This is a genomic window from Bacillus sp. N3378-2at, assembly GCF_033412715.1.
Taxonomy (GTDB): domain Bacteria; phylum Bacillota; class Bacilli; order Bacillales; family Bacillaceae; genus Bacillus; species Bacillus subtilis.
In genome coordinates, this window is the sequence record NZ_CP117986.1 from 1,133,887 (window position 1) to 1,156,441 (window position 22,555).

Annotated in this window: 20 protein-coding genes, 1 riboswitch and 1 other annotated feature; all 20 genes read right to left on the minus strand. The window is 43.9% G+C overall.

Translation table 11 applies throughout. From position 1 onward, the window contains the following. Positions 1-56 precede the first annotated feature (56 nt). The 20 genes from pyrP to ftsZ all read right to left on the minus strand — a co-directional run bounded on the left by pyrP (position 57) and on the right by ftsZ (position 22,543). Positions 57-1,361, minus strand: a complete 1,305-nt coding sequence (pyrP, locus tag PUN35_RS06280; protein WP_033881657.1) for a uracil permease PyrP — start codon at positions 1,359-1,361, stop codon at positions 57-59. 173 nt (positions 1,362-1,534) lie between these two features. Then, positions 1,535-2,080, minus strand: a complete 546-nt coding sequence (gene pyrR, locus PUN35_RS06285; protein ID WP_003232127.1) for a bifunctional pyrimidine operon transcriptional regulator/uracil phosphoribosyltransferase — start codon at positions 2,078-2,080, stop codon at positions 1,535-1,537. A gap of 182 nt (positions 2,081-2,262) precedes the next feature. Then, complete coding sequence (locus PUN35_RS06290; RefSeq protein ID WP_014479742.1) at positions 2,263-3,174, minus strand: RluA family pseudouridine synthase; 912 nt, start codon at positions 3,172-3,174, stop codon at positions 2,263-2,265. A 1-nt stretch (position 3,175) separates the two neighbouring features. Continuing rightward, positions 3,176-3,634, minus strand: a complete 459-nt coding sequence (lspA, locus tag PUN35_RS06295; protein WP_014479741.1) for a signal peptidase II — start codon at positions 3,632-3,634, stop codon at positions 3,176-3,178. A 102-nt stretch (positions 3,635-3,736) separates the two neighbouring features. Next, positions 3,737-4,111, minus strand: a complete 375-nt coding sequence (ylyA, locus tag PUN35_RS06300) for a sporulation-related RNA polymerase-binding protein YlyA (RefSeq protein ID WP_014479740.1) — start codon at positions 4,109-4,111, stop codon at positions 3,737-3,739. A gap of 143 nt (positions 4,112-4,254) precedes the next feature. Beyond that, on the minus strand, positions 4,255-7,020 hold the full coding sequence (gene ileS / locus PUN35_RS06305) for an isoleucine--tRNA ligase (protein ID WP_014479739.1): 2,766 nt from the start codon (positions 7,018-7,020) through the stop codon (positions 4,255-4,257). A gap of 51 nt (positions 7,021-7,071) precedes the next feature. Next, positions 7,072-7,298 (minus strand) — a binding site (T-box leader). A 62-nt stretch (positions 7,299-7,360) separates the two neighbouring features. After that, the gene (divIVA, locus tag PUN35_RS06310) at positions 7,361-7,855 is read right to left on the minus strand and encodes a septum site-determining protein DivIVA (protein WP_003221468.1); all 495 of its coding nucleotides are present in this window, start codon (positions 7,853-7,855) and stop codon (positions 7,361-7,363) included. A gap of 93 nt (positions 7,856-7,948) precedes the next feature. After that, positions 7,949-8,722: a YlmH family RNA-binding protein gene (locus tag PUN35_RS06315; protein ID WP_014479737.1), complete on the minus strand. Its 774-nt coding sequence runs from the start codon at positions 8,720-8,722 to the stop codon at positions 7,949-7,951. A gap of 60 nt (positions 8,723-8,782) precedes the next feature. Then, positions 8,783-9,055: a YggT family protein gene (locus PUN35_RS06320; protein WP_014479736.1), complete on the minus strand. Its 273-nt coding sequence runs from the start codon at positions 9,053-9,055 to the stop codon at positions 8,783-8,785. Between the two features lie 6 nt (positions 9,056-9,061). Further along, positions 9,062-9,517, minus strand: a complete 456-nt coding sequence (gene sepF, locus PUN35_RS06325; RefSeq protein ID WP_014479735.1) for a cell division protein SepF — start codon at positions 9,515-9,517, stop codon at positions 9,062-9,064. Then, the gene (locus tag PUN35_RS06330; protein ID WP_014479734.1) at positions 9,514-10,206 is read right to left on the minus strand and encodes a YggS family pyridoxal phosphate-dependent enzyme; all 693 of its coding nucleotides are present in this window, start codon (positions 10,204-10,206) and stop codon (positions 9,514-9,516) included. The genes sepF and PUN35_RS06330 overlap by 4 nt, the downstream gene beginning before the upstream one ends. A gap of 6 nt (positions 10,207-10,212) precedes the next feature. Beyond that, positions 10,213-11,049, minus strand: a complete 837-nt coding sequence (gene pgeF / locus PUN35_RS06335) for a peptidoglycan editing factor PgeF (protein ID WP_015483207.1) — start codon at positions 11,047-11,049, stop codon at positions 10,213-10,215. Between the two features lie 161 nt (positions 11,050-11,210). After that, positions 11,211-11,456 carry a YlmC/YmxH family sporulation protein gene (locus tag PUN35_RS06340; protein ID WP_003232153.1) on the minus strand — a complete coding sequence of 82 codons (246 nt, stop codon included), beginning with the start codon at positions 11,454-11,456 and terminating at the stop codon, positions 11,211-11,213. A gap of 82 nt (positions 11,457-11,538) precedes the next feature. Then, entirely contained in the window at positions 11,539-12,819 is a 1,281-nt protein-coding gene (gene ylmB / locus PUN35_RS06345; RefSeq protein ID WP_033881661.1) for an N-formyl-4-amino-5-aminomethyl-2-methylpyrimidine deformylase, read from the minus strand. Between the two features lie 87 nt (positions 12,820-12,906). Further along, positions 12,907-13,008, minus strand: a riboswitch (TPP riboswitch). 12 nt (positions 13,009-13,020) lie between these two features. Further along, positions 13,021-13,815: an ABC transporter ATP-binding protein gene (locus PUN35_RS06350; protein WP_014479731.1), complete on the minus strand. Its 795-nt coding sequence runs from the start codon at positions 13,813-13,815 to the stop codon at positions 13,021-13,023. 147 nt (positions 13,816-13,962) lie between these two features. Continuing rightward, positions 13,963-14,745: an RNA polymerase sporulation sigma factor SigG gene (gene sigG / locus PUN35_RS06355; protein WP_033881656.1), complete on the minus strand. Its 783-nt coding sequence runs from the start codon at positions 14,743-14,745 to the stop codon at positions 13,963-13,965. A gap of 139 nt (positions 14,746-14,884) precedes the next feature. Continuing rightward, positions 14,885-15,604, minus strand: a complete 720-nt coding sequence (gene sigE / locus PUN35_RS06360; protein ID WP_003221446.1) for an RNA polymerase sporulation sigma factor SigE — start codon at positions 15,602-15,604, stop codon at positions 14,885-14,887. 62 nt (positions 15,605-15,666) lie between these two features. Beyond that, entirely contained in the window at positions 15,667-16,596 is a 930-nt protein-coding gene (spoIIGA, locus tag PUN35_RS06365) for a sigma-E processing peptidase SpoIIGA (protein WP_014479729.1), read from the minus strand. Between the two features lie 194 nt (positions 16,597-16,790). Beyond that, positions 16,791-21,092 carry a bacillopeptidase F gene (locus PUN35_RS06370; protein WP_014479728.1) on the minus strand — a complete coding sequence of 1,434 codons (4,302 nt, stop codon included), beginning with the start codon at positions 21,090-21,092 and terminating at the stop codon, positions 16,791-16,793. A gap of 302 nt (positions 21,093-21,394) precedes the next feature. Then, a complete protein-coding gene (ftsZ, locus tag PUN35_RS06375) occupies positions 21,395-22,543 on the minus strand; it encodes a cell division protein FtsZ (RefSeq protein ID WP_003232167.1) in 1,149 nt (382 codons plus the stop codon). Positions 22,544-22,555: the final 12 nt, after the last annotated feature.

The window sequence follows — 22,555 nt, forward strand, 5'->3', positions numbered from 1 at the left end:
AAGCTTCCTTCTCTTCATAACCCTTCCAAGCCTCTCTGGACTTTCATTAAAAGGTTTTAGATATGATGTTCAGATGTGTCTGTCTGCTCTTCCTTCGCCTGCGGAAGAATCAGGTTTAAGATGACACCGACAATTGCGGCAAGCGCCATTCCTGACACTTGGAATCCGCCTTGAGACACTTGGATAAAAGCTCCTCCTACACCGATGACAAGGATAACTGATGTAATAATGAGGTTTCTGTTGTTTTCATAATCAATTTTGTTGTCAATCAGCATTCTCAGGCCGCTTGAAGCAATGATTCCGAACAGCAGGAAGGAGACGCCTCCCATGACCGCTGATGGCACTGAACTGATCAGCGCTGAAATTTTGCCTATAAAGCCGAAGCAACAAGCAATCACTGCCGCTCCTCCGATGACAAAGACGCTGAATACTCTTGTGATGGCCAGTACGCCAATGTTTTCTCCGTATGTCGTTGTCGGCGGACCGCCGATCAGGGAAGCGAGGATTGTCGCCACACTGTCACCCATAATAGAGCGATGAAGACCTGGCTTTTTAATGAAATCTTGTCCGACAACCTTGCTCAGCACCATTTGGTGGCCGATATGCTCTGACATTGTGACAAATGCGACAGGAACCATTGCGGCTGCGATGCCGAGTGTAACTGACGGTGAATAATCTTTGAACGGAATGATAAATTCAGGCACTGCAAACCATTTCGCGTCAAGCACCGGCTGGAAGTTGACAATCCCTTGAGTAAGGGCGAACAAGTATCCGCCGATGATTCCGATCAGAACCGGAATCAGGCTTAAAAATCCTCGTAAGAAAATCGCACAAATAATCGTAATTGCCAGCGTAACTCCTGCGACACTAAAGTGCTTTAAGCTGTAGACCAACTCACTCGCGTTTGGATCAGCATACATCGCCATGTTTACCGCAGTGCTTGCCAGTCCCAGCCCGATGACGATAATAACAGGCCCTACGACTACAGGCGGGAGAATCTTGATCAGCCATCCTGTTCCAAGCTGCCTGATCAATAAGGCAATCAGCCCGTACACCAGCCCTGCAAGAAACGCTCCAACCATTGCCGCTCCTGGCCCGCCGGTCGCTTTTACCAGAATGATCGGAGAAATAAAGGCGAAGGATGAACCGAGATACGCCGGAATTTGCCCTTTCGTAATAAGAAGGTACGCCAGTGTTCCGATGCCGCTTGTCACCAACGCCACAGCAGGACTCATTCCGACGAGCTTCGGAACCAAAATGGTTGAGCCAAACATGGCAAACAAATGCTGAAGGCTGAATGAAACCCAAGAGAAAGGTGTCGGGACATCCCTGACCCCTAAATTTACTTTTTTCTTACTCATGATGATTTCCCCCTGATTGTTGACTTTCATTTTAGGATGACTCAATGACTGTATAAAAAAACCTCTTTGCTTTTTTACGCAAAGAGGCATACAAAGACCTGCCGAATACTTTTTGGGCCTTTGTTGTGCACCTCTTTGCAACCTCTCTGGATTGCCCTTAAAAAGGTGATTTATTATTCGTTTTCATAAATGGCGACGAGATCGTTTTGGTCTACCTCATCAAGCTGAACCATAACCTTTTCAGACTTTGATGTCGGGATGTTTTTCCCGATATAATCCGCTCGGATCGGCAGCTCCCGGTGTCCTCTGTCCACAAGCACTGCAAGCTGAATGGAGGAAGGTCTGCCTACATCAACAAGCGCATCCATTCCTGCTCTGACTGTTCTTCCGGTATACAGAACATCATCAACGAGAATGACTTTTTGATCTGTAATATCTACCGGAATATCTGCACCTTTTACAAGCGGTTCATCGTTGCTTGTTTTTTTAGAAAGATCGTCTCTGTAAAGAGTAATATCAATTTCACCGACTGTAACAGGATTTCCCTCAATCTGTTCAATGCGTTCCGCAAGGCGTTTTGCCAGGTAAATCCCTCTTGTCTTAATGCCGACAAGAATGCAGTTATTCATTCCTTTATTGCGTTCGATCATTTCGTGAGCAATCCTGGTCAGCGCCCGTCTGATTGCCTGTTCGTCGAGAATGACAGCTTTTTGATTCAATGTGTGACACCTCACAGTTCATATAGAAGAAAAAACCCCTCCTGCCAGAGCATAGAGGGGTTTTAGGACAAGGTGCGCGCCTGTACACGCATCCCGTCTATCCGTTATCCTTCTCAGTCTCTCTGGACTGTTTTAAAGAATCTATTCAGCTTCGTTTATTATTTCAGAAAAGAAACCCTCTGTCAACCATTTTTTCTGAGGTTTTCGATTAATTCTGCCATATCCTCAGGAAGCGGCGCTTCAAATTCGACATATTCTCCTGTTCGTGGATGGTCAAAACCTAAAACTCCCGCGTGAAGCGCTTGGCCATTAAAGTCGATTGTTTTTCTTGGGCCGTATTTCGGATCGCCTGCTAATGGGAAGCCGATATATCTCATATGAACACGAATTTGATGGGTTCTCCCTGTTTCAAGCTGGCATTCCACTAACGTAAAATCCTGAAAACGCTCTAGTACATGAAAATGAGTGACAGCGCTTTTGCCATCACGTGTCACGGTCATGCTTTGACGGTCTTTCTTATCTCGTCCGATCGGCGCGTCAATTGTGCCGTCATCGTGAGAAATAAGCCCGTGGACAACGGCCGTATATTTTCGGGTGACCGTTTTGTTGACCAATTGGTTTACGAGTGACTCGTGTGCCATATCATTTTTCGCCACCATTAATAAACCGGACGTGTCCTTATCGATTCTGTGAACAATACCCGGACGCATCACGCCATTTATTCCGGAAAGGTCTGTGCAATGAGCCATAAGGCCGTTTACAAGTGTGCCCGTAAGATGCCCGGGTGCTGGGTGAACAACCATTCCGCGAGGTTTGTTGACGACCAGCACATCCTGGTCCTCATAATAAATATCCAGATCCATAGGCTCTGCCAGGACGTCGAGCGCTTCCGGTTCGGGTACAGTGACGGTCACCTGATCACCCGGCTGAATTTTATAATTCGCTTTCACCGCGCTTCCGTTCACGACAACCTGTCCGTCTTTTACCCATTGCTGAACCTGGGTTCTTGACCAATCATTCTCAGACGATGCCAAAAATTTATCAATCCGCTCACTTTTTTGTTCTTCTGAAGCGGTTATATCAATTTGATTCATGCTATTGCTCCTTTTTCTTTTTCCCGCTGTCCAACAGCATTTGTATAAATAAAAGCATTACGCCGACACATAATGAAGAGTCCGCGATGTTAAATATCGGGTAATTGACAATAATAACATGGATAAAATCCACAACTTCCTGTCTGACAGCCCGATCGATAAAGTTGCCGATGGCACCGCCAAGCATAAGTCCGAGGGCAACGCCAAGAAACCTTTGTCCCTTTGTATAACGCTGTATGTAATAAACAATACCAATAATAACAGCGGTTGTTATGAGGTAGAAAAACCACATTTGACCCGCTAATATCCCCCATGCAGCACCCGTATTGCGATGGGAGGTGATATAGAATACCTGATCAATGATCGGAATGCTTTGGCCAAGTTCCATGTTCTTAACAACTAGCCATTTTGTCAATTGATCGGCTGCAATAATAAGTAGTGCAATCATATAATACAGCACAAACGTTCCTCCAGTTTACGGTTACTTTAATCCATTATGCATTTTATCAATAAAAAGCACTGGAGTAAAGAAATATCAGGCATATTAACCGGCCAGACACTGTTATTCATACAGTGCCTGACCATATTCGATATCCGTTGATTTCCATATCGGAAGCGTTTTTTTTTCAAATTGGACAGAATAAAGAAAATCGTTTGCTGTTCGGGCAGTCGGCAGCACTGCCAGCTTTGCAAGAGGAATGGGAGCCCCGGTTTCTTCACAGTATCCGAATGTGCCGTTTTCGATTTTGGACAATGCAAGGAGAACGTCTTGAAGCTCTTCTTTAATATGATAGATCAGAGTTGCTTTTTGTTTATGATTGATTGCTGCTTGCGGGCTTGTAGAAACCTGAAAGCAAGAATACTCAAATAATCTCGACTGTAATTCTTCTTTCATCAGAAGAAGTTCCGTATAAATTGCGGTCAGTTGATCATTCATTCTTCACAACTCCTGCTCTTAACGTAGTACCTTTATTGTTGCCTATGAATGATGATCTAAAGCCCATAAGATTTTTCCTGCCGTTCTAAAGGATGTCACTCTTGGCACAAAAAAAGCCCGGCTTTTACGCCGGGCCCTTTTCATTATTTTTGATAGTATTTTTCAACGATTTCAGCGTTGCGTAATGAAAGTGTAGGATATTTCGGGTTTGCACCTACATCTTTTGAAATCACACGTGATCTCTCACACATTTCGCCTTCCGCTTTCTCGACAGCGATTTTACCCGTCGCAAAACTTTGCGCATCGTTCGGCGCATCATTTTCTTCGCTGATTATCAGTTCAGACACAATAAACAGCTGAGAAAGGTTTTCTTTTATGGAAGCCAAGAGCTCCTTGTTTTCTTTGTTTGGATACAATTTCAGGTTTGCTTCCAAAGATTTACCGATAATTTTTTCATTTCGCGCAGTTTCTAATGCTTTTAACACGTCATCACGAAGAGCCATAAAGCGGTCAAATTTTTCTTCAGTCGCTTCACTGTTTGGAACCGCGATTGTTTCCGGCATATCGGTCAGCTGAACGCTCTGCTCTTCAACAAATGTTAAATGAGACCACAATTCGTCTGCCGTATGTGGAAGGATAGGCGCTGAAAGCTTCACTAATGCAAGAAGCGTTTCGTAGAATACTGTCTGCATGCTGCGTCTATCCGGATGATCCGCATGCTCGATGTAGACAATATCTTTTGCAAAATCAAGGTAGAATGAGCTCAATTCGATTGTGCAGAAATTATGAATGCTGTGATACACAACCGCAAATTCGTACTCATCATACGCTTTTTTCACTTTATCAATCAGCTTGTTCAGCTTAATCAGCATATACTGATCCACTTCACGAAGATCTTCGACAGCCACCGCATTTGTTTTTGGATCAAAATCGAAAAGGTTGCCGTGAAGGAAACGGAACGTGTTGCGGATTTTACGATATACTTCCGCAACCTGCTTTAGAATGGCGTCAGACACGCGAACGTCCGCCTGATAATCCACTGAAGATACCCATAATCTTAAGATGTCGGCACCAAGCTGTTTCATGACTTTAGCCGGAACAACAACGTTACCGATTGATTTACTCATCTTGCGTCCTTCTCCATCCAGTGCGAACCCATGGCTGAGCACACCTTTATACGGCGCTTTCCCTGTTACGGCTACTGCTGTAGAAAGAGAAGAGTTAAACCAGCCGCGATATTGGTCAGATCCCTCTAGGTATAAATCAGCCGGGCGAACGAGGTCATCACGTTCTTCAAGCACTGCTTGATGTGAAGAGCCTGAATCAAACCAAACATCCATGATATCCTGTTCTTTTGTAAATGTGCCGTTCGGGCTGCCAGGATGCGTAAAGCCTTCCGGAAGAAGATCCTTTGCTTCTTTTTCAAACCAAATGTTTGATCCGTGCTGTCTGAACAATTCAGAAACATGTTCAATGGTTTCATCTGTAATAATCGGTTCTCCGTTTTCAGCGTAAAATACCGGAATCGGCACACCCCACGCACGCTGTCTGGAAATACACCAGTCTCCGCGGTCCCGAACCATGTTGTGCAAACGCTGCTCGCCCCATTCAGGAACCCATTTGGTTTCTTTAATGGCATCCAGCAGGTCTGATCTGAAATCTTTAATAGACGCAAACCATTGCGCTGTCGCTCTGAAAATGGTTGGTTTTTTCGTTCTCCAATCATGCGGATAAGAGTGAGTAATGAATTCAAGCTTCACAAGTGCGCCTTTTTCATCAAGCTGCTGTGTGATCGCTTTGTTTGCATCATCATAGAACATGCCTTCAAAGCCAGGAGCTTCGCTTGTCATTACACCTTTTTCATCGACCGGGCAAAGCACATCTAAACCGTATTTTTGGCCGATGATAAAGTCATCTTCCCCATGTCCTGGCGCTGTATGAACACAGCCTGTTCCGGCATCAGTTGTTACGTGTTCACCAAGCATAACGAGAGAGTCTCTGCCATATAGAGGGTGTTCAGCGATAATGTTCTCAAGATCTTTCCCTTTGACCGTTCTTGTCACTTCATACTGATCAAATCCGCATGCCGATGCAACATTTTCGACTAAGGCACTTGCTACGACAAAGCGGTCTTCACCTACTGCAATCACGCTGTACTCAAGATCAGGGTGCACTGAGATTCCGAGGTTCGCCGGAATTGTCCAAGGCGTTGTTGTCCAAATGATGATGCGCTCACCGTTTTCAAGAACGCCTTTTCCGTCTTTTACACCAAAAGCGACGTAAATAGATGCTGAACGTTTGTCTTGATATTCGATCTCGGCTTCAGCCAGAGCAGACTCACTTGAAGGTGACCAGTTAACCGGTTTAAGGCCTTTGTAAATGTAGCCTCGTTTTGCCATTTCACCAAATACGCGGATTTGCTGCGCTTCGTATTCCGGTTTTAATGTCACATATGGGTTTTCCCAGTCACCGCGGACACCAAGACGTTTGAATTGCTCACGCTGTCCCTCGATTTGCTTCCAAGCGTACTCTTCGCATAGTTTGCGGAATTCCGCTACTGACATTTCTTTGCGGTTGACCTTTTTGTTTTTTGTCAGAGCTGTTTCAATTGGCAATCCGTGTGTATCCCAGCCCGGCACATACGGTGCGTTGTAGCCGCTCATTGATTTATAGCGGACAATGAAGTCTTTCAAAATCTTGTTAAGTGCATGGCCCATATGGATGTCGCCGTTTGCATACGGAGGTCCGTCATGTAAAACAAATTTCGGGCGGTCTTTCGTCCGTTCCTGAACAAGACGGTAGATATCCTCTTCCTCCCATTTTTTTTGAATGTCAGGCTCACGGTTTGGCAAATTTCCACGCATCGGGAAATCTGTTTTCGGCATTAAGAGCGTGTCTTTAAAATCCATTTTCATTCCTCCACTGCATTTTTTCAGAAAATAAAAAAGCCCTCTCATCCCATAAGGGACGAGAAAGCTTATCTCGCGGTACCACCCTTTTAGAAAAAGCAAGCATACACTTTTTCCTCTTGAGCATCGTAACGTGATGAACGTCCTAACCTACTGTGAGTTCAGCAAGGAAACTAAAGGGCTGATCTACATGATTCCGGCCATCCCGGACTCTCACCATCTCCGGGTCGCTATGAAGGCCTGAAGGAAACATGACTGTCCCTTTCAACCGTTTTTTCATCTGAATTTATGAACGTATTATATTCGACAAGCTAAGAAAATGTCAAGATAATCAGAGAATTTATTCCTTTTCCTCAAATACAGCGTCGACTTCATACTCAAGGAGATGATCCCAATCGTCATTTTTCAGAAGATCAAGCTGAGCTTCAATCAGCATTTGGAAACGTGTTCTGAACACTTTAGACTGTTTTTTCAGCTCTTCAATTTCCATTGCAATTTTTCTTGATTTTGATAACGATTCGTTGATAATGCGATCAGCGTTTTTCTCCGCTTCCCGAACGATCAGCTTTGCCTCTTTTTGAGAATTGCGTTTTACGTCTTCAGCCGCTTCTTGAGCAACTAAAATTGATTTATTCAATGTTTCCTCAATATTGGCAAAGTGTCCGATTCTTTCATCTAGCTCATTGACTTTCGCTTCAAGCTCAGTTTTCTTGCGGAGAACAATTTCGTAATCTTTTCTGACTTGGGCTAGGAATTCATTTACTTCATCTTCATCATATCCGCGAAAACTTTTTGTAAACGTCTTGTTGTGAATATCATTTGGCGTTAATGGCATGATGCCACCTCCATTTTTACATTTCAGTACGGTTATCTAGTTCACATTATAAAACAAATTTCGCACAGATGGAGAAAAAAACTGAAAAACCGACTATTTTTGTCGTTCAAACGTAACTCTCCATTTGTCTTTTTTGGTTTTTCCTTCGATTTTTGTTAAGCTGCACCGGCCAAAACCTCTGATTGACAGCATGTCCCCTTCCGCGACTATGTATGAAGGATCTTCAACCACCTTCCAGTTCACTTTCACAAGGCCGTTTTTCACAAGCGTCTGTGATTTCTGGCGGGATTGCCTGCTCATAGAGGCGCAGACGGCGTCAAGCCTTAAAGAAGAAACCGTGTCATCTCTTATTTCGACATCAACTGCTGGAATGTTAAGGTCTGACAAGTCGATTTTCTCTAGGCTGACCGCCGCTTTGCCTGCTTGGGTCAGCTGTGCAGCCACAAAATCAGCGGTATCGGCTGAGACAATCAATTGCACTGCTGTCTCAGAAAACACGATGTCACCGAATTTTTGCCGCTTTAATCCTATGCCCATTAATGCACCAAGCAGAGAACGATGATCTACTGAGACAAACTTGTCAGCATAACAAACGTTAAACGCCTGAAGTTCAAAATCTGATACTTCCGGAGTAATGTACTCTGGATACAGAATCGCCCGTTTTCGCTCCGCTCTGTCATAGCCGCCGGAAAAGGCAAGCCCGACATCTGCCTGTCCCGTAACAGCAGAGAGGATGACCTGCTCTCGGGGGTCTAAAAAGTCGGTCAGCTTCATCCGGTACTGCTCCTGGACAATTCTTTTCCATTCGAGCGCCTGATCAATAAAGGCCCGCTCGTCTTTTCTGAAGTGCTGATATATATCGCTCATCGTCTTTCCCTTCTATGTAAAGAGGCTTGGCTGCTGCCAAGCCCCTATCAAACTGTCACATTAAAACGCAATCATGCGATAAAGTCCCCACAAGCCGGTTGTCGCAAACCGAAGCACAAGTATTGCTACGATTGGTGAAATATCCAGCATTGCAATCGGAGGGATGATTTTTCTGAATGGTTCGAGATATGGTTCACAAATCGAAGCCAAAAAACGCCCGACTGCTGTTTCCCTCGTACTCGGCACCCATGACATAAAAATATATATGATCAGGGCAAATGAGTATATTGTGATTAATAAGTTTAAAACCGAAAAAACTTGATAAAGGATCATCTCGCTTTACCACCTCTGATGTTCGTCTTCAGATATGAGCTCAGAAATTGTGCCTGATACATCTACGTTGTCAGGCGTGCAGAGGAAAATATCTGAGCCGATTCTTTGAATATCGCCGCCGATGGCATAAACGGTTCCGCTTAAAAAGTCAACAATCCGCTTCGCCTGGTCATGCTGTATCCGCTGAAGATTGACGACAACTGCCCGCCGGTTCTTCAAATGGTCGGCTATTTCCTGCGCCTCCGCATAAACGCGCGGCTCACTCAACACCACTTTAGAGGATTTCTGAACACTTTGCAAGCTCACTACATTCTGTTTGCCCGAAGGTTTATTCCCCGTATAAGCCGGCTTTTCTTTTTGCTCATGCTCCTCATGAGATTCCCGCTCTGTCTCAATATATTCATATTCGTATTCTTCATCTTCCATTGAGAAAAAGTTTTTCAGTTTATTCTTCATACTCATTGCTGTACACCCCCTGTTTCATTTCCGACTAACGATGAGCCGATTCTAATATAAGTAGCTCCTTCTTCAATTGCAATTTCAAAATCATTTGACATGCCCATCGACAGTTCAGTACACGGAGCGTTCGGCTGGTTCAGTTTCTGAACCTGGTCACGGAGTTCTCTCAGCGACCTGAAACAGCTTCTGATCTGATCTTGATCATCAGTCAGCGGAGCCATTGTCATCAGCCCGGCAACAAGGATATGTTCGAAACCGGAAAGCTCCTGTATGAATGGAATGACTTCTTCTTTTTTCATGCCGTGTTTAGAAGGCTCAAGAGAGGTATTGACCTGCACAAAGCATCGTACAGTACCTTCAGCCCGTTTTTCAATTTCTTTCGCTAATGAGAGCCGGTCTAGGGAATGGATATAGGAAACCGCATTGACGACAGATTTTGCTTTTCTTGATTGCAAACTGCCGATAAAATGCCATTCCGGATTACCTTTCATCAATTCCTGTTTGCGGAGCAGTTCCGCATCCCGATTCTCTCCGAGGCAGGTGATGCCAGCATCTACTGCCTCCTGTGCTCTTTCAGGTGATACATATTTTGTGACTGCAATAACCGTAACTTCATCGGAGCTGCGGCCCGATCTGTTACATGCTTCGTTTATTCGTTCGTTTATATGTCGTAAATTATCAACAACACGCAAGATCTTTTATGCCTCCTTCATTCCGATAAAGGACATCATCCGTCCAGTTTTCCCCTGATCGCGGCGGTGAGAATAGAAAAGAGACGGCTCGCTTTCCGTGCATAAACCGCTGACAGAAATTTGTTCACTTGCCAAACCGCTGTCCATCAGTATAAGACGGTTCAGCTCTTTCAGATCAAGCTGATATTGTGCCTTTGCCGTCTGATTAACGGCAAGGTCTGCTGAAACCGGCAATGCGCGGACAGCATCCATGACGCGGTCGTCTACCGTATAGCATGCTCCGCTGATAGACGGGCCAATAACAGCGTAAATATCTGAGGGATTTGAACCTTCCTTCTCAGTCCATTGCTTCACCATTTCTCTGCCAATCTGTTTGACGGTGCCTTTCCACCCGGCATGGGCGACTCCGACAAGCGACTTAACCGGATCATAAAAGAAAAGAGGCACACAATCAGCAAAGCATAATGCTAAAAATACATTTTTTTCATTTGTATAGAGCCCGTCCGTTGCTTTTAGAGCCGTGTGATACTCACGGGCGCCTTTTCCCCTATCCCTCTGCGTCACTTTCTGAACGCGATTATCATGTGTCTGATCAGCGAATACCCAAGACTGCAAATCAGTATTAAACATATCGGCAATATATTCACGATTTTTAACTACATCTGCATCTTTGTCATGAACGTGCAATCCTGTATTTAACGATTCAAAAGGCTTTTGGCTGACACCGCCGTTTTTTGTCGTAAATCCGGCAATGACCTCTTTGTTGTTTTGATTCGTTTGAGCCCAGTCTTGTATCATGAGTGTCGAGGGTGTGGTAAGACTGAATGGGTGATATGTATTCATGATGATCCAACCTTTCGACAAACATTAAAAAAGCGGAATTTCCCACTTATTTTACCACATCTTACTGCATTCGTTGAGCGCCGATTTGCATATTTCTAAATGAAATGTGCCGGAAGAATCGAGACTTCCGGCATTTGCCAATCTGCGGCAGACAAGCAGGTTTATGCATGTGGTTCACTTAATCGGACTAAGATTACATCTTCCCCGATTTTTACTATATTTCGCCATGGAATGACCAATTCCTCTTCTTTTCCAAAAAATCCGAGAACTTTCCCATTTCCTCCGAGTATGATCGCCTGAATTTTTCCAGTGGTCACATTGATATCAATATCACCAATACTCCCCAGCTTTTTTCCGTTTGAGACATTGACGACATCCTTTACCTGAAATTCTGAAATGCTGATCATTCCATCACGTCCTTTTTCCGTCCTTTTGTTCAAGTATATGAACGGGCAGGCTGAACCTTGTCAGCAAGAAGAAATTTTCATGTCATTGTTCTTTTTTCCGGCTGCACCAGCTGATGATAAAATCGAGTATAATTTTTGTATACTCTACTAGCTGCTCAATCGATACCTTCTCGTTCACAGAGTGTGCATTGTGCAGATCTCCAGGACCGTATATTACGCATGGAATACCGGCATCATACAGCCATCCGCCATCTGTAACTGATTGAGAAACGTCAATAATTGGACACTCCCGTTTCACTTTCTGATGAGAGGCAGTTAGCACTAAGACGCCTGGGTGGCCAGGGTCAACTTCCAATGCCGGAAAAATTTCTCCTCTGTCTTCAATCATAGATGAGCCTCCCCACTTGAATACAGGGCGGTTTTCCCTAAGCCAAATATCACTGTCACTCAGCCGATTGACGTAATCCTCTATTTCCGCTGCCACTTGGTCATGGGTTTCATTCGGATAAAAATGGACTGTGATCCACAGCCGGCATTCGTCCGCTATAAAAGCCGCATGTCTGCCGCCTTCTATAACTGCCGGGTTAATCGTATTTGTGCCTGGTTTAAAACCGGGATAACTTTTCATAATAGACCAGTGGCGCTCAAGTTCACCGAGCCCCGCAATGATTTTTGCCATTTTTTCAATTGCGCTTGCTCCGAATGTTCCTCCGCCTGCGTGAATCATATTCCGTCTCGTTCCATCATGAAATGTTTGACTGCTTTTGATTTCGATCCAGCCTGTAATGACACCCCCTTGGCCTTGAATATGCATATCGCTCGTATCCGCGACAATTGCAAAATCAGCGTGGTAGCCCCTCTTGCAGCATTCAAGTGTGCCGGCCTCTCCAACTTCCTCCCCAATAACCGATTGCAGAATCAGATCACCTGGAAGCTCAATGCCGGCTTCACGAATTAATTTGACAGCAAACAGCACACAAGCCATTCCGCCCTTCATATCGGAAGCGCCTCGCCCGATTAAGAGACCGTTTTTTTCAATGGGATGAAACGGATCGTGCTTCCATTCTTCATCCTCTTTTACCTCTGCCACATCTACATGACCATTGATAATCAGGCTATAATAATCTGCTGAATCTGTTCCCTTTAGCTTGCCGACAACATTGGGATCTCCAGGGTACACATCCCATTTGTCGATCGAGAATCCCAATTCATTTAAAAATCCCGCAATCCATGACTGAATGCCCTCTGTATTTCTTGCAGGCGGAGCGGGTGTTTGATAAGAAATCAGTGTTTTAGCAAGCTGAATAAGCTCCTCCTTTTGTTCTTCCACTTTTTTTTGCAAAGAGTCTATTTGTTGATCCAATGTAAATCCGCTCCTATTCTTTAAAATCAAAAAAGCCGTTTCAAATGTGATGAAACGGCTTAATAAAAACAAACGAAGTCCGATGTACTCCGCTTTTCACCGCTTCCCTCCGCTGGCATGATCCAGATCAGGTCAAAAGGGTTGAGACAAAGTCTCTCTCAGCTTCGCAAAGCACCCCTAGGATGAATCTATATATGTTTGTCAGGCATTCGTTATCGGCTCAGCTCTTGTTAAAAACGGCCGATCCTGATTCCATAATACATGGATTGGCGTATCAAAAAAAGCGGAAAGTACTTGATCAGTAAGCATTTCCTTTATTTCTCCGGATCCAAAGACCTCTCCCTGTTTTAATAAAAGGGCTTTATCAAAGACAGGCAGAATTTCTTCAGCATGATGAGTCACATAAAGGATAGATGGTGCATTTTCTTTGTTTGCAATGTATGTAATCGTATCTAACAACTTTTCCCGGGCAATAAAATCCAGCCCTGTGACTGGTTCATCCAGTATCAGCAACTCCGGATCGGCCATTAGTGCTCTAGCAATCAACGCTCTTTGTTTTTCCCCTTGAGAAAGGGTTTCATAGCGACGATCGGCATATTCAATTGCTCCCAAGTCCTCTAACAAACCAATCGCTTTTTCCCTGGTTTCCTTACTTGGCGTTTCATATAACCCAATCGAAGCGTAAGCTCCGCTCAAAGCAATTTCAAAGGCTGAATCTGCCGGATACAATTTTTGCTGAAGAGCTGCTGAGACGAGGCCAATTTTACGTCTGAGCTTTTCCCCAAGCTCTGTTTTGCCAAATTCATGGCCAAGCACCTGCATCTCGCCTGATGTTGGAAAATAATATGAGCAAAGCATATTTAACAGCGCCGTCTTCCCGGCGCCATTTAGGCCGTAAAGCACCCAATTTTCCTTTTCTTCCACCTTCCAATGAATATCTCTCAGTATCCATTTCCCATTCCGTTTTAGTGAGACATTGTCAAGCTGCAAAATCATCGTGGTCCTCCTCTTTATTGCCTTTTATAATTGTTTTAATTTTCATAAAACTTTGTACGAACTAGGATACCTTACTTTTTCCAAAACGTAAACCATCCGTAATCAATAGAAAAGCCTTTAAAACAACATCGTTTTAAAGGCTTTTCATTATTGATGAATATTTTTATTCATTTGTTTGATAGCCGCTTTTTCAAGTCTGGACACCTGCGCCTGAGAAATTCCGATTTCCTCGGCGACTTCCATTTGGGTTTTCCCTTGGAAGAATCGCTTTCTCAAAATCATTTTTTCCCTATCGTTCAGCCTTCTCATGCCCTCTTTTAAAGCCAGCTCTTCAATCCATTGTGAATCTGTATTACGCTCATCACTGATTTGGTCCATCACATAGATCGGGTCTCCGCCGTCGTTATAGATCGGTTCAAATAGAGAAACCGGATCCTGGATGGCATCAAGCGCAAATACAATTTCCTCATGCGGTACTTCAAGAACTTTTGCGATGTCTTCTGCAGTCGGCTCCTTGCTTGTCTCACTGATTAACCGCTCTCTTACCTGAAGCGCCTTGTAAGCGATGTCCCGGAGTGATCTTGAGACACGGATCGGGTTATTATCGCGTAAATACCTGCGGATCTCTCCGATAATCATAGGTACAGCGTATGTTGAAAACTTAACATTGTGGCTTAGGTCAAAATTATCAATGGATTTCATTAGTCCGATGCAGCCGACTTGAAATAAGTCATCAACATACTCCCCTCTGTTATTAAATCGTTGAATGACACTTAAGACAAGACGCAAGTTCCCGTTTACAAGCTTTTCTCTTGCTGAATCATCGCCTTCATCCTGCAGCTGCCTAAACAGCTTTCCCATCTCTTCATTCTTGAGTACTGGTAATTTGGAGGTATCCACCCCGCAGATTTCGACTTTATTTCTCGACACTTTTTTCCCTCCCTACAGGAGCTGCTGTACAACGTTAAGTATCTCCTTGGGTGGGAAAAATATGCACTGCACTCAGACCGAAAAACTGTCGAAATCAGGAAATCCCTGTAAAATCAAGGGGTTCTAACCATAAAATTTTTTACACCATTTTGTTGAACTCTTTTCTCAATCTTTTTATAATTCTTTTCTCAAGCCGCGAAATATAAGACTGAGAAATCCCCATCATATCCGCTACATCCTTTTGGGTTTTTTCTTCTTCACCGACAAGCCCAAACCGCAGCTCCATGATTTGCTTTTCTCTCTCATTAAGCTGTTCAAGCGCTTTTTTCAAAAGCTTTTTATCGACGTTAGCTTCTATGTCTTTAGTGATGATGTCATCGTCAGTGCCGAGCACATCAGAAAGCAAAAGCTCATTGCCGTCCCAATCAATATTAAGCGGTTCATCAAAGGAAACCTCTGAACGGATTTTGTTATTTCTTCTTAAATACATCAGGATTTCATTTTCTATACACCGGGAGGCATAGGTAGCAAGCTTGATTTTCTTTTCTGGATTGAATGTATTCACAGCTTTGATTAGTCCGATGGTACCGATGCTGATTAAATCCTCTATATTAATTCCCGTATTTTCAAATTTACGGGCGATATATACGACCAGACGCAAATTGCGTTCAATTAGAATGGCGCGCGCCGCCTGATCGCCGTTTGGGAGCTTCATTAACAAAACCTGCTCCTCATCTTTAGATAATGGAGGCGGCAGGGCTTCACTCCCGCCTATGTAATAGACTTCATCACTTTTCAGCCCAAGTTTCATCAGCAGCTTATACCAGAGGTGCGTCAACCGTAATTTCAGTTTTTTCATCTTCCTCTCCCTTCTAAATGTCACGCCGTTTGAGTATGATAAGTAACGGACATTTGCGAACATTATGAAACGTGTTTGACAGCCTTGCCCGAAAGCATTTTCGGATGAATAATCGCGTCAAACTCTCCATCTGCCGACAGCTTTGTTGTGCTGATGCCGATTAAACATTTATCTGCAGAGATCATTTCTTCTTTTGTCATAATCGTTACGTGATCCGGTTTAACGCATAATAAAAATTGATTTTGCTGACCAACTCCCCTGTATGGAATCAACCTCATTTTATCTAAAAAGCGAAAGGAATCATCGAGCTGTTCGATGGCTTCCAATGGGTCTGTGTTTCGAATGATCATCGTTTCGGCTGTTCCGAAAATCGGCTCCAGTTTATCAATGTAAATGATCATTACCGGTGTTTTTGTAAGAGGATCGTACAGCTGATTACCGGAATCAATCAGGCCTCTGACATGAAGTGTTTGGCTGCCCAAATCTGCCTGCACGCTGACTCGTTCCTCATATTGAATGTTTTTTGTTTCAATATCTTCAATTCTTCTTTTAGAAAAAAACCATAATGCTGGAAAGCCAGCAACAATAAACAACCAGCTGATCGGGTCTCCAAACCCTGTTTGATTGGTAATCATGACACCGTTTTGAACAATAGAATTTGACTGCAGCAAAGAATGGGCTCCGATAATTCCTCCCCCCATTAAAAAAGTGGCAAAATAAAAGGAAAACAAATTTTGAAAGAAAAACCGAAATCTTTTAAAGCCAAATGTCACCACCACAATCACAACTGAAAAAGCTAGCTTCCCAGCCGGATGTTCAACAATCGGCGAAAAAGGAGTAAACATCAAAAGGACAATACTGGAACCGATGAACGCTCCGCCTACCAGTCTTCTTTTTTTTACATGCCGTTTTAAAATAAATGCCGTGAGCAAAAGCAAAAGTGCATCAAAACAAAAGTTTAACAGCCAAATGACATCTAAATAGATTTTCACATCTGACTCCTTTCTTTCTTGCCTCACGCTGTTCCCCTTCTTGCTTCATAAGTATAAAGCAAGCTCTGTGGGAAAGTCTGTCAATTAATGTTGAGAGGAAAATACAATTTTTCAGGGAAATCTGCTTAATTTGTCGAGGAAGTGTAATGAGAGGATATATAAAAAAGCTGCCAATGACGGCAGCTTTTTTCCACTTAATTTTCTGTGTTGATATTAAGTTTTCCATTTGCAGTTTTTCTTGTTTCATTTCCATAATCATCTCGTACGATCACTTCTACTTTTGCTCCTTTTGCTTTAATAGAAGAAGTGGCTGTCCAATAGCCTTCATATCTTCCCGGAGAAATTTCTCTTAACGGGAGTTCGGTGGCGTTTTGCACACTCGCTCTTGCATTTGTCAGCGGCATACGAATGATAAACGTTGCATCTAAATCCTCAGCGCTTGAGAAAGCGATTTTCACAGATTCACCGGCTTTTAAGTTTTTATCCTCTCCCGGAATTAAGCCGGAAATGACAGGCTTATCAAAATTGACATCAATGACAGCCTTTTTCGTCGTTTTGTTGCCTGCTAAGTCTGTAGCAATCACCTTGATTTCATTTCTTCCATTTTCCAAAAGAATACGGGCTGAGTATGAACCATCAGCTACTGTTGCTTTTTTGCCATTCACCTTGACGTCTTTCAGATTGTCATCGGATACAGCCCCTTTGACAGTCAGCGTTTCTTTATTTGTTTTCCCGCCATCCTTTGGAGTGTCCAGCGTTAACTCAGGCTTTTCTTGATCAAGCGTGACCGTGATTGGGCTGGAGGCATCTGTTGTTCCGTTGTCAGTTGATGCAGTTGCCGTCAGCTCATTTTCACCCTTGTTGAGTGTGATGCCTGCATGGAACGTGCCATCCGCAGCGGCTTTCGTTTCTCCTGCCTCTTTCTCTCCATTATAAATGTGTACCGTTGTACCAGGAGAAGCTTTTCCTTTTACAGTGACGCTATCCTTATTTGTGTATGATTTGTCTGTCGGTGAAGTAATCTCAGGTACAGCAGCTTCGTAATCAACTAATGCGCGAATCATATAGTTGCCGTCTGCTTTGTCACCCGGCTCCCATTGTCCACCTATATACTGCCAGTTGCGGCCGGAATTCTTGCCGGTTTCATCCATTGCCAGTCCAGGTGAATACGGGTCAGGTTTCGACTGGATATATACGAGATAAAAGTCTTTATCGACCATAATCCCTTTTGAACTGAGATCTACCTTAGTCCACTCGCCATTGCGAAGAGCTTCAGCGTTAAATGGCCCGGCAATTTTCTTGCCCGGTGCTCCGTCTTTTCCTGTGGCATCGTATACCTCAACCTTAAACTCTGTGCCGCCCGGATCTGGGAACTCTGTATCCCAGAATCTGAACAGCCCTCCTGTAAGCATGCCTTTGTCCTTGCCGTCAGCGAGCGTCATTTTTACCGCCCATCCGTTACCGGCAGCAAAATAGGAATTGGCATTCTCCGCTGTTCCGTCATCATATGCAATTTCACCCGGATAACCGACGAAAGGCTTCAATGCAGTTTCTTTTGTAACATCACCTTTTAACTCAACGGAAAATTCATCACTGTAATAACCCGGTGCAGCGACTTTAATCGTATAAGCGCCTTCATAGGCCTCCAGCGTATATTCACCTTTATCGTTTGTCATAGCCGGTTCCACCGCAGCATCCTCTACAACATAAACGGAAGCGTCTTTTACCGGCTCTCCTGTCGTTTTATTGATGACCGTGCCTTTTAATGTGCCCTTCTTCATCTCTTCTAACGTAAAATTAGCTTGTGTCGTCTGATCCGTCTTTAAAGACACTTTTTGTGTTTTCGACTGATAACCATATGCTTCTGCCATAAGCGTATAGTCTCCCGCTTTGTGCTTCAGCGTGTACTGCCCTGTGGATTGATCTGAATATGTTGATTTTCCTGTTTCCACTACACTGACTTGTGCCCTGAGCGGCAAAACTTGAGGCTGTATAGCCTTGTTCTGATGTTTTACCGCTGTGTTTGCAGATGGCTTAGCCTTTTTCGGATTTACTGGCTTTTTCTTTTGCTTTCCAGACGGCTTTTCGACGCCCAGCTTATTCTTTTTGACTGTTTTTCCGGCTGATTTGTCAGAAAGCACTACATCATCAATGTACCAGCCCTCTTTTGCAATGCTTTCATCTGATTGAAGGTTAAACATCACTTGAATGTTTTGACCTTTATAAGCCGATAAATCAATTTCTTCGTCCGTCCAGCTTGATGTCTTTCCGTTATAGACACCAGCCTGCTCCCAATTCTTTTCACCTTCCGGAAGAACAAAAACGTAGCCGTAATCAAAATCATCCTCTAAATTGTGCCAGCTTTTAAATTGAAGGAACAGACTTCCTGAATCAGGTGCTTTAATAGGAGGCATAACAAGGTTCATGTTTGCTGAGTTGGCATAATTTCCTGTCAAATTCGTTCCATATACTTTTTCTCCGGATGCTGCTGTATTTGGGCCAGTTGACGGAACTCCCCATTCCCAGTTATTATTTGTTCCGCTCGCAACCCAGCCGCCGGGTGCAGTTTCAAAGTCCTGTTTATATCCCACCGTGATGCTTGGTTTCACTGTTACATCGTATATGTCAGATGAAACGACATGACCGCCAAAATCTTGAATCATCCACTTATAGCTTAGTTTAGTTCCTTTTATATCTGGGATCTCTGCCTGATACGTTCCTTTTAGATGATCACCGCTGATTCGTTTAGCCGTTATTTCTGTCCATTCACCTTGATCAAGCTTGTAGGACAGCTTTACAGATGTCACACTCACATTGTCTTCAGCTGTCAAAGTCAGTGGCAGGCTGCCACCTTCATAAGCTTCAGTTACTTTCTCATGCTGATAGACAGGAGGCTCTTGGTCATCCCCCTCTACAGAAACTTGTCCTTCCGCTTTGCCTAAACCATCTGTAACAGCGGATACAGCATCAAAAGCATTCACCAGACCATGGCCATATCCGTTATTCGGTGAATCAGGAAATGTTGAATCCGTGAGCGGTTCAGCCGTGCTGGTTAATATATCCTCCATCTCATCAACAGAAAGTGAGGCATTAGCCTGTTTCAGCAGTGCAGCAACAGCGGATACATGCGGCCCTGCCATTGATGTGCCGTCCCAACCATCCTCATATGCCTGACCGGGAACGGATGAACGAATATTAACGCCCGGTGCAGATATTTCCGGCTTTATTTCATCATATGGAGATGGCCCTTGAAGAGAAAAGTCAGCGAGCTTTTTATTGATATCAGTCGCACCAGTTGCAAACGATTCTGGATAGTTTGCCGGATTTGCGATAGAACCAGGCCCGCCGGGAATAAAGAGATCCGTATTCCCCGCTGAAAACTCAGGGAAAATATCGGCCGCACGCCAGGCATTGACCATGTCTCTGTACCATTCATCAAGTCCAGAGCCCCCTCCCCATGAGTTATTGACAACATCAGGAGCCATTTCCGGGTGGGGATTTCCTTCCGCGTCCTTTGGTGCTAAAACCCATTCACCAGCTTCCAAAATGTCAGCATCAGTGCCGCCATCTTCAGAGAACGCTTTAACAGCAATCCATTTTGCGCCAGGCGCTACACCGATTTGATTTGTTCCATCAGGTTCAGAGCCCACCATCGTGCCTGTCACATGGGTTCCATGAGCCAAATCATCATAAGGGCTTGCCTCTCCTGCTACGGCATCATACCAGTTCATTTCATTTTCAGGCTCATTAGGATTTTCCGGATTATATCCGCGATATTTCTCTTTTAATGCCGGATGATTCCATTCCACCCCGGTATCAATGGACGCAACAACCGTGCCAGTTCCATCATATCCAAGTGCCCAAGCTTTTGGGGCATCGATTTGGTCTACATTCCATTCCACACCGTCAGTTGCTTTAATAGCTTTCTGTGCTTTTTTCATATTAAATGGGGAGGATGACTTAAAAAGCTGCCGTTTCTCATTAGGAAGCACCTTTTCCACTTCGGGAAACTGCGCCACTTTTTCCATAACCTCTTTTGAGGCATGAACAGCGATCCCGTTCACCACATAATAAGAATGAATTTGGTCTGCATTTCCTTTATCTTTCTGGGTGTTCAAGTATTTTAGGACATCTTGCTGGGATTCATCGGCTGTGACTTTTAAAGATGACACAACAGCAGAACGCTTTTGATATTCCGTCTTAGCGGCAGACAGCTTCTTCGATTTCGCTTTTTTAACAGCCGCTTTTGCCGCTTTTTCTGTGTTAGCCTGATCTTTAAATTTAATCAGAAAAGTCGTTTTTTCTTTCTTTTTAAAGCTTTTCTTTAATGAACTCGAAATCTTGTTTTGAATGGATTCCGCAGATTGAAGCTCCTTTTTAACAGAAGGTGAGGTGACTTTACTGCTTGCCCCGGCTGCTCCCGGAAACAGCAGTGAACTGATGACAACTGTACTTAAAACAGAGCTGATGAGTCTGTTTTTCGTTTTTTTCTTCATTTTCATCCCCCTTTTTCAACATGCTTTTTAAAAAAAGTGTCGTCCCTCCTTTTAATAATGAATGGTTTGTCAGAACATCGCTGTATATTAACTGTAGACAATCTGAATTACAGATATTGTCGTTTCATGTCATTCAATTTCCAAATATATGAAAATGATAAAAATGTCACAAAAATAAATAGATCTAATTATCTGTTTTGTTACTAAGCGAAGGAAGCAATAGGGAAAAAGACTTTATAAGAAGGAAAGTGTGAAGAGAAAAACAAAAAAGGACAAAATCGAAAACGATTTTGTCCTTTACATTAGCCGCGTTTATTACGGTTTCTTAAGAATGTCGGGATGTCAAGCGTATCATCAGCCGGCTGTGAAGTATGACGGCTTACTGTGTTCTGCTGCTGAGGCTCCTCACGTTTTGGCTCACGCTTCGGAACACTTTGATTGTGTGTTTTGATGCTTTGATTTAAGCTTGGACGCTGAGGCTTCGTCACGTCCTTCTCTTGTTCGATAAAGCCGGTTGCAATCACTGTCACCACAATCTCATCTTTTAGATTTTCATTAATAACAGAACCGAAAATCATGTTTACGTCTTGATCAGACGCCGAAGCGACAATGTCTGCTGCTTCCTGAACCTCATATAGGCTGAGGTTTGTTCCTCCAGTGATGTTCATGAGGACGCCTTGCGCACCGTCAATGGCCGCTTCAAGAAGCGGGCTGGAAATTGCTTTTTTTGCTGCCTCTGCCGCGCGATTTTCCCCAGTAGCAATACCGATACCCATCAAAGCAGATCCTTTGTTTGACATGATTGTTTTCACATCAGCAAAGTCAAGGTTGATAAGACCAGGTGTAGCAATCAAGTCAGAAATACCTTGAACCCCTTGGCGAAGTACGTTATCCGCTTCACGGAATGCTTCAAGCATCGGTGTGTTTTTATCAACAATTTCAAGGATACGGTCGTTCGGGATCACGATCAGTGTATCCACCGCTTCTTTCATTGCCGAGATTCCGCCTGCAGCCTGAAGCTGTCTTTTGCGTCCTTCGAAGGTAAACGGTCTTGTCACAACGCCGACAGTTAATGCGCCTAAGTCTTTCGCGATTTGTGCGATAACCGGTGCGGCACCTGTTCCTGTTCCGCCGCCCATACCAGCTGTCACGAATACCATGTCAGCACCTTTAAGTGCTTCTTCAATCTGCTCTTTGCTTTCTTCAGCGGCTTTTTTCCCGACTTCCGGATTCGCACCTGCTCCCAATCCTCTAGTCAGCTTTGCGCCGATTTGCATTTTCACTTCTGCTTTTGACAGGTTAAGAGCTTGAGCGTCCGTGTTTACCGCGATATACTCTACTCCTTGCACTTCATTTTCAATCATTCGGTTAACGGCGTTGTTACCGCCGCCTCCTACTCCGATTACTTTAATTGATGCTAAGCCGTCTATGTTTGTTTCGAACTCCAACATGCTAAATCCTCC

Bases quoted from the DNA above. Each gene is read 5' to 3' on its own strand.
- ftsZ (WP_003232167.1), bottom strand. From the start codon at position 22,543: ATGTTGGAGTTCGAAACAAACATAGACGGCTTAGCATCAATTAAAGTA.
- PUN35_RS06350 (WP_014479731.1), bottom strand. From the start codon at position 13,815: ATGATTTTGCAGCTTGACAATGTCTCACTAAAACGGAATGGGAAATGG.
- pgeF (WP_015483207.1), bottom strand. From the start codon at position 11,049: ATGAATACATATCACCCATTCAGTCTTACCACACCCTCGACACTCATG.
- ileS (WP_014479739.1), bottom strand. From the start codon at position 7,020: ATGGATTTTAAAGACACGCTCTTAATGCCGAAAACAGATTTCCCGATG.
- PUN35_RS06320 (WP_014479736.1), bottom strand. From the start codon at position 9,055: ATGATCCTTTATCAAGTTTTTTCGGTTTTAAACTTATTAATCACAATA.
- PUN35_RS06290 (WP_014479742.1), bottom strand. From the start codon at position 3,174: ATGAATCAAATTGATATAACCGCTTCAGAAGAACAAAAAAGTGAGCGG.
- sepF (WP_014479735.1), bottom strand. From the start codon at position 9,517: ATGAGTATGAAGAATAAACTGAAAAACTTTTTCTCAATGGAAGATGAA.
- ylyA (WP_014479740.1), bottom strand. From the start codon at position 4,111: ATGAATGATCAACTGACCGCAATTTATACGGAACTTCTTCTGATGAAA.
- PUN35_RS06315 (WP_014479737.1), bottom strand. From the start codon at position 8,722: ATGAGCGATATATATCAGCACTTCAGAAAAGACGAGCGGGCCTTTATT.
- PUN35_RS06370 (WP_014479728.1), bottom strand. From the start codon at position 21,092: ATGAAGAAAAAAACGAAAAACAGACTCATCAGCTCTGTTTTAAGTACA.
- pyrP (WP_033881657.1), bottom strand. From the start codon at position 1,361: ATGAGTAAGAAAAAAGTAAATTTAGGGGTCAGGGATGTCCCGACACCT.
- divIVA (WP_003221468.1), bottom strand. From the start codon at position 7,855: ATGCCATTAACGCCAAATGATATTCACAACAAGACGTTTACAAAAAGT.
- PUN35_RS06340 (WP_003232153.1), bottom strand. From the start codon at position 11,456: ATGATCAGCATTTCAGAATTTCAGGTAAAGGATGTCGTCAATGTCTCA.
- sigE (WP_003221446.1), bottom strand. From the start codon at position 15,604: ATGAAAAAACTGAAATTACGGTTGACGCACCTCTGGTATAAGCTGCTG.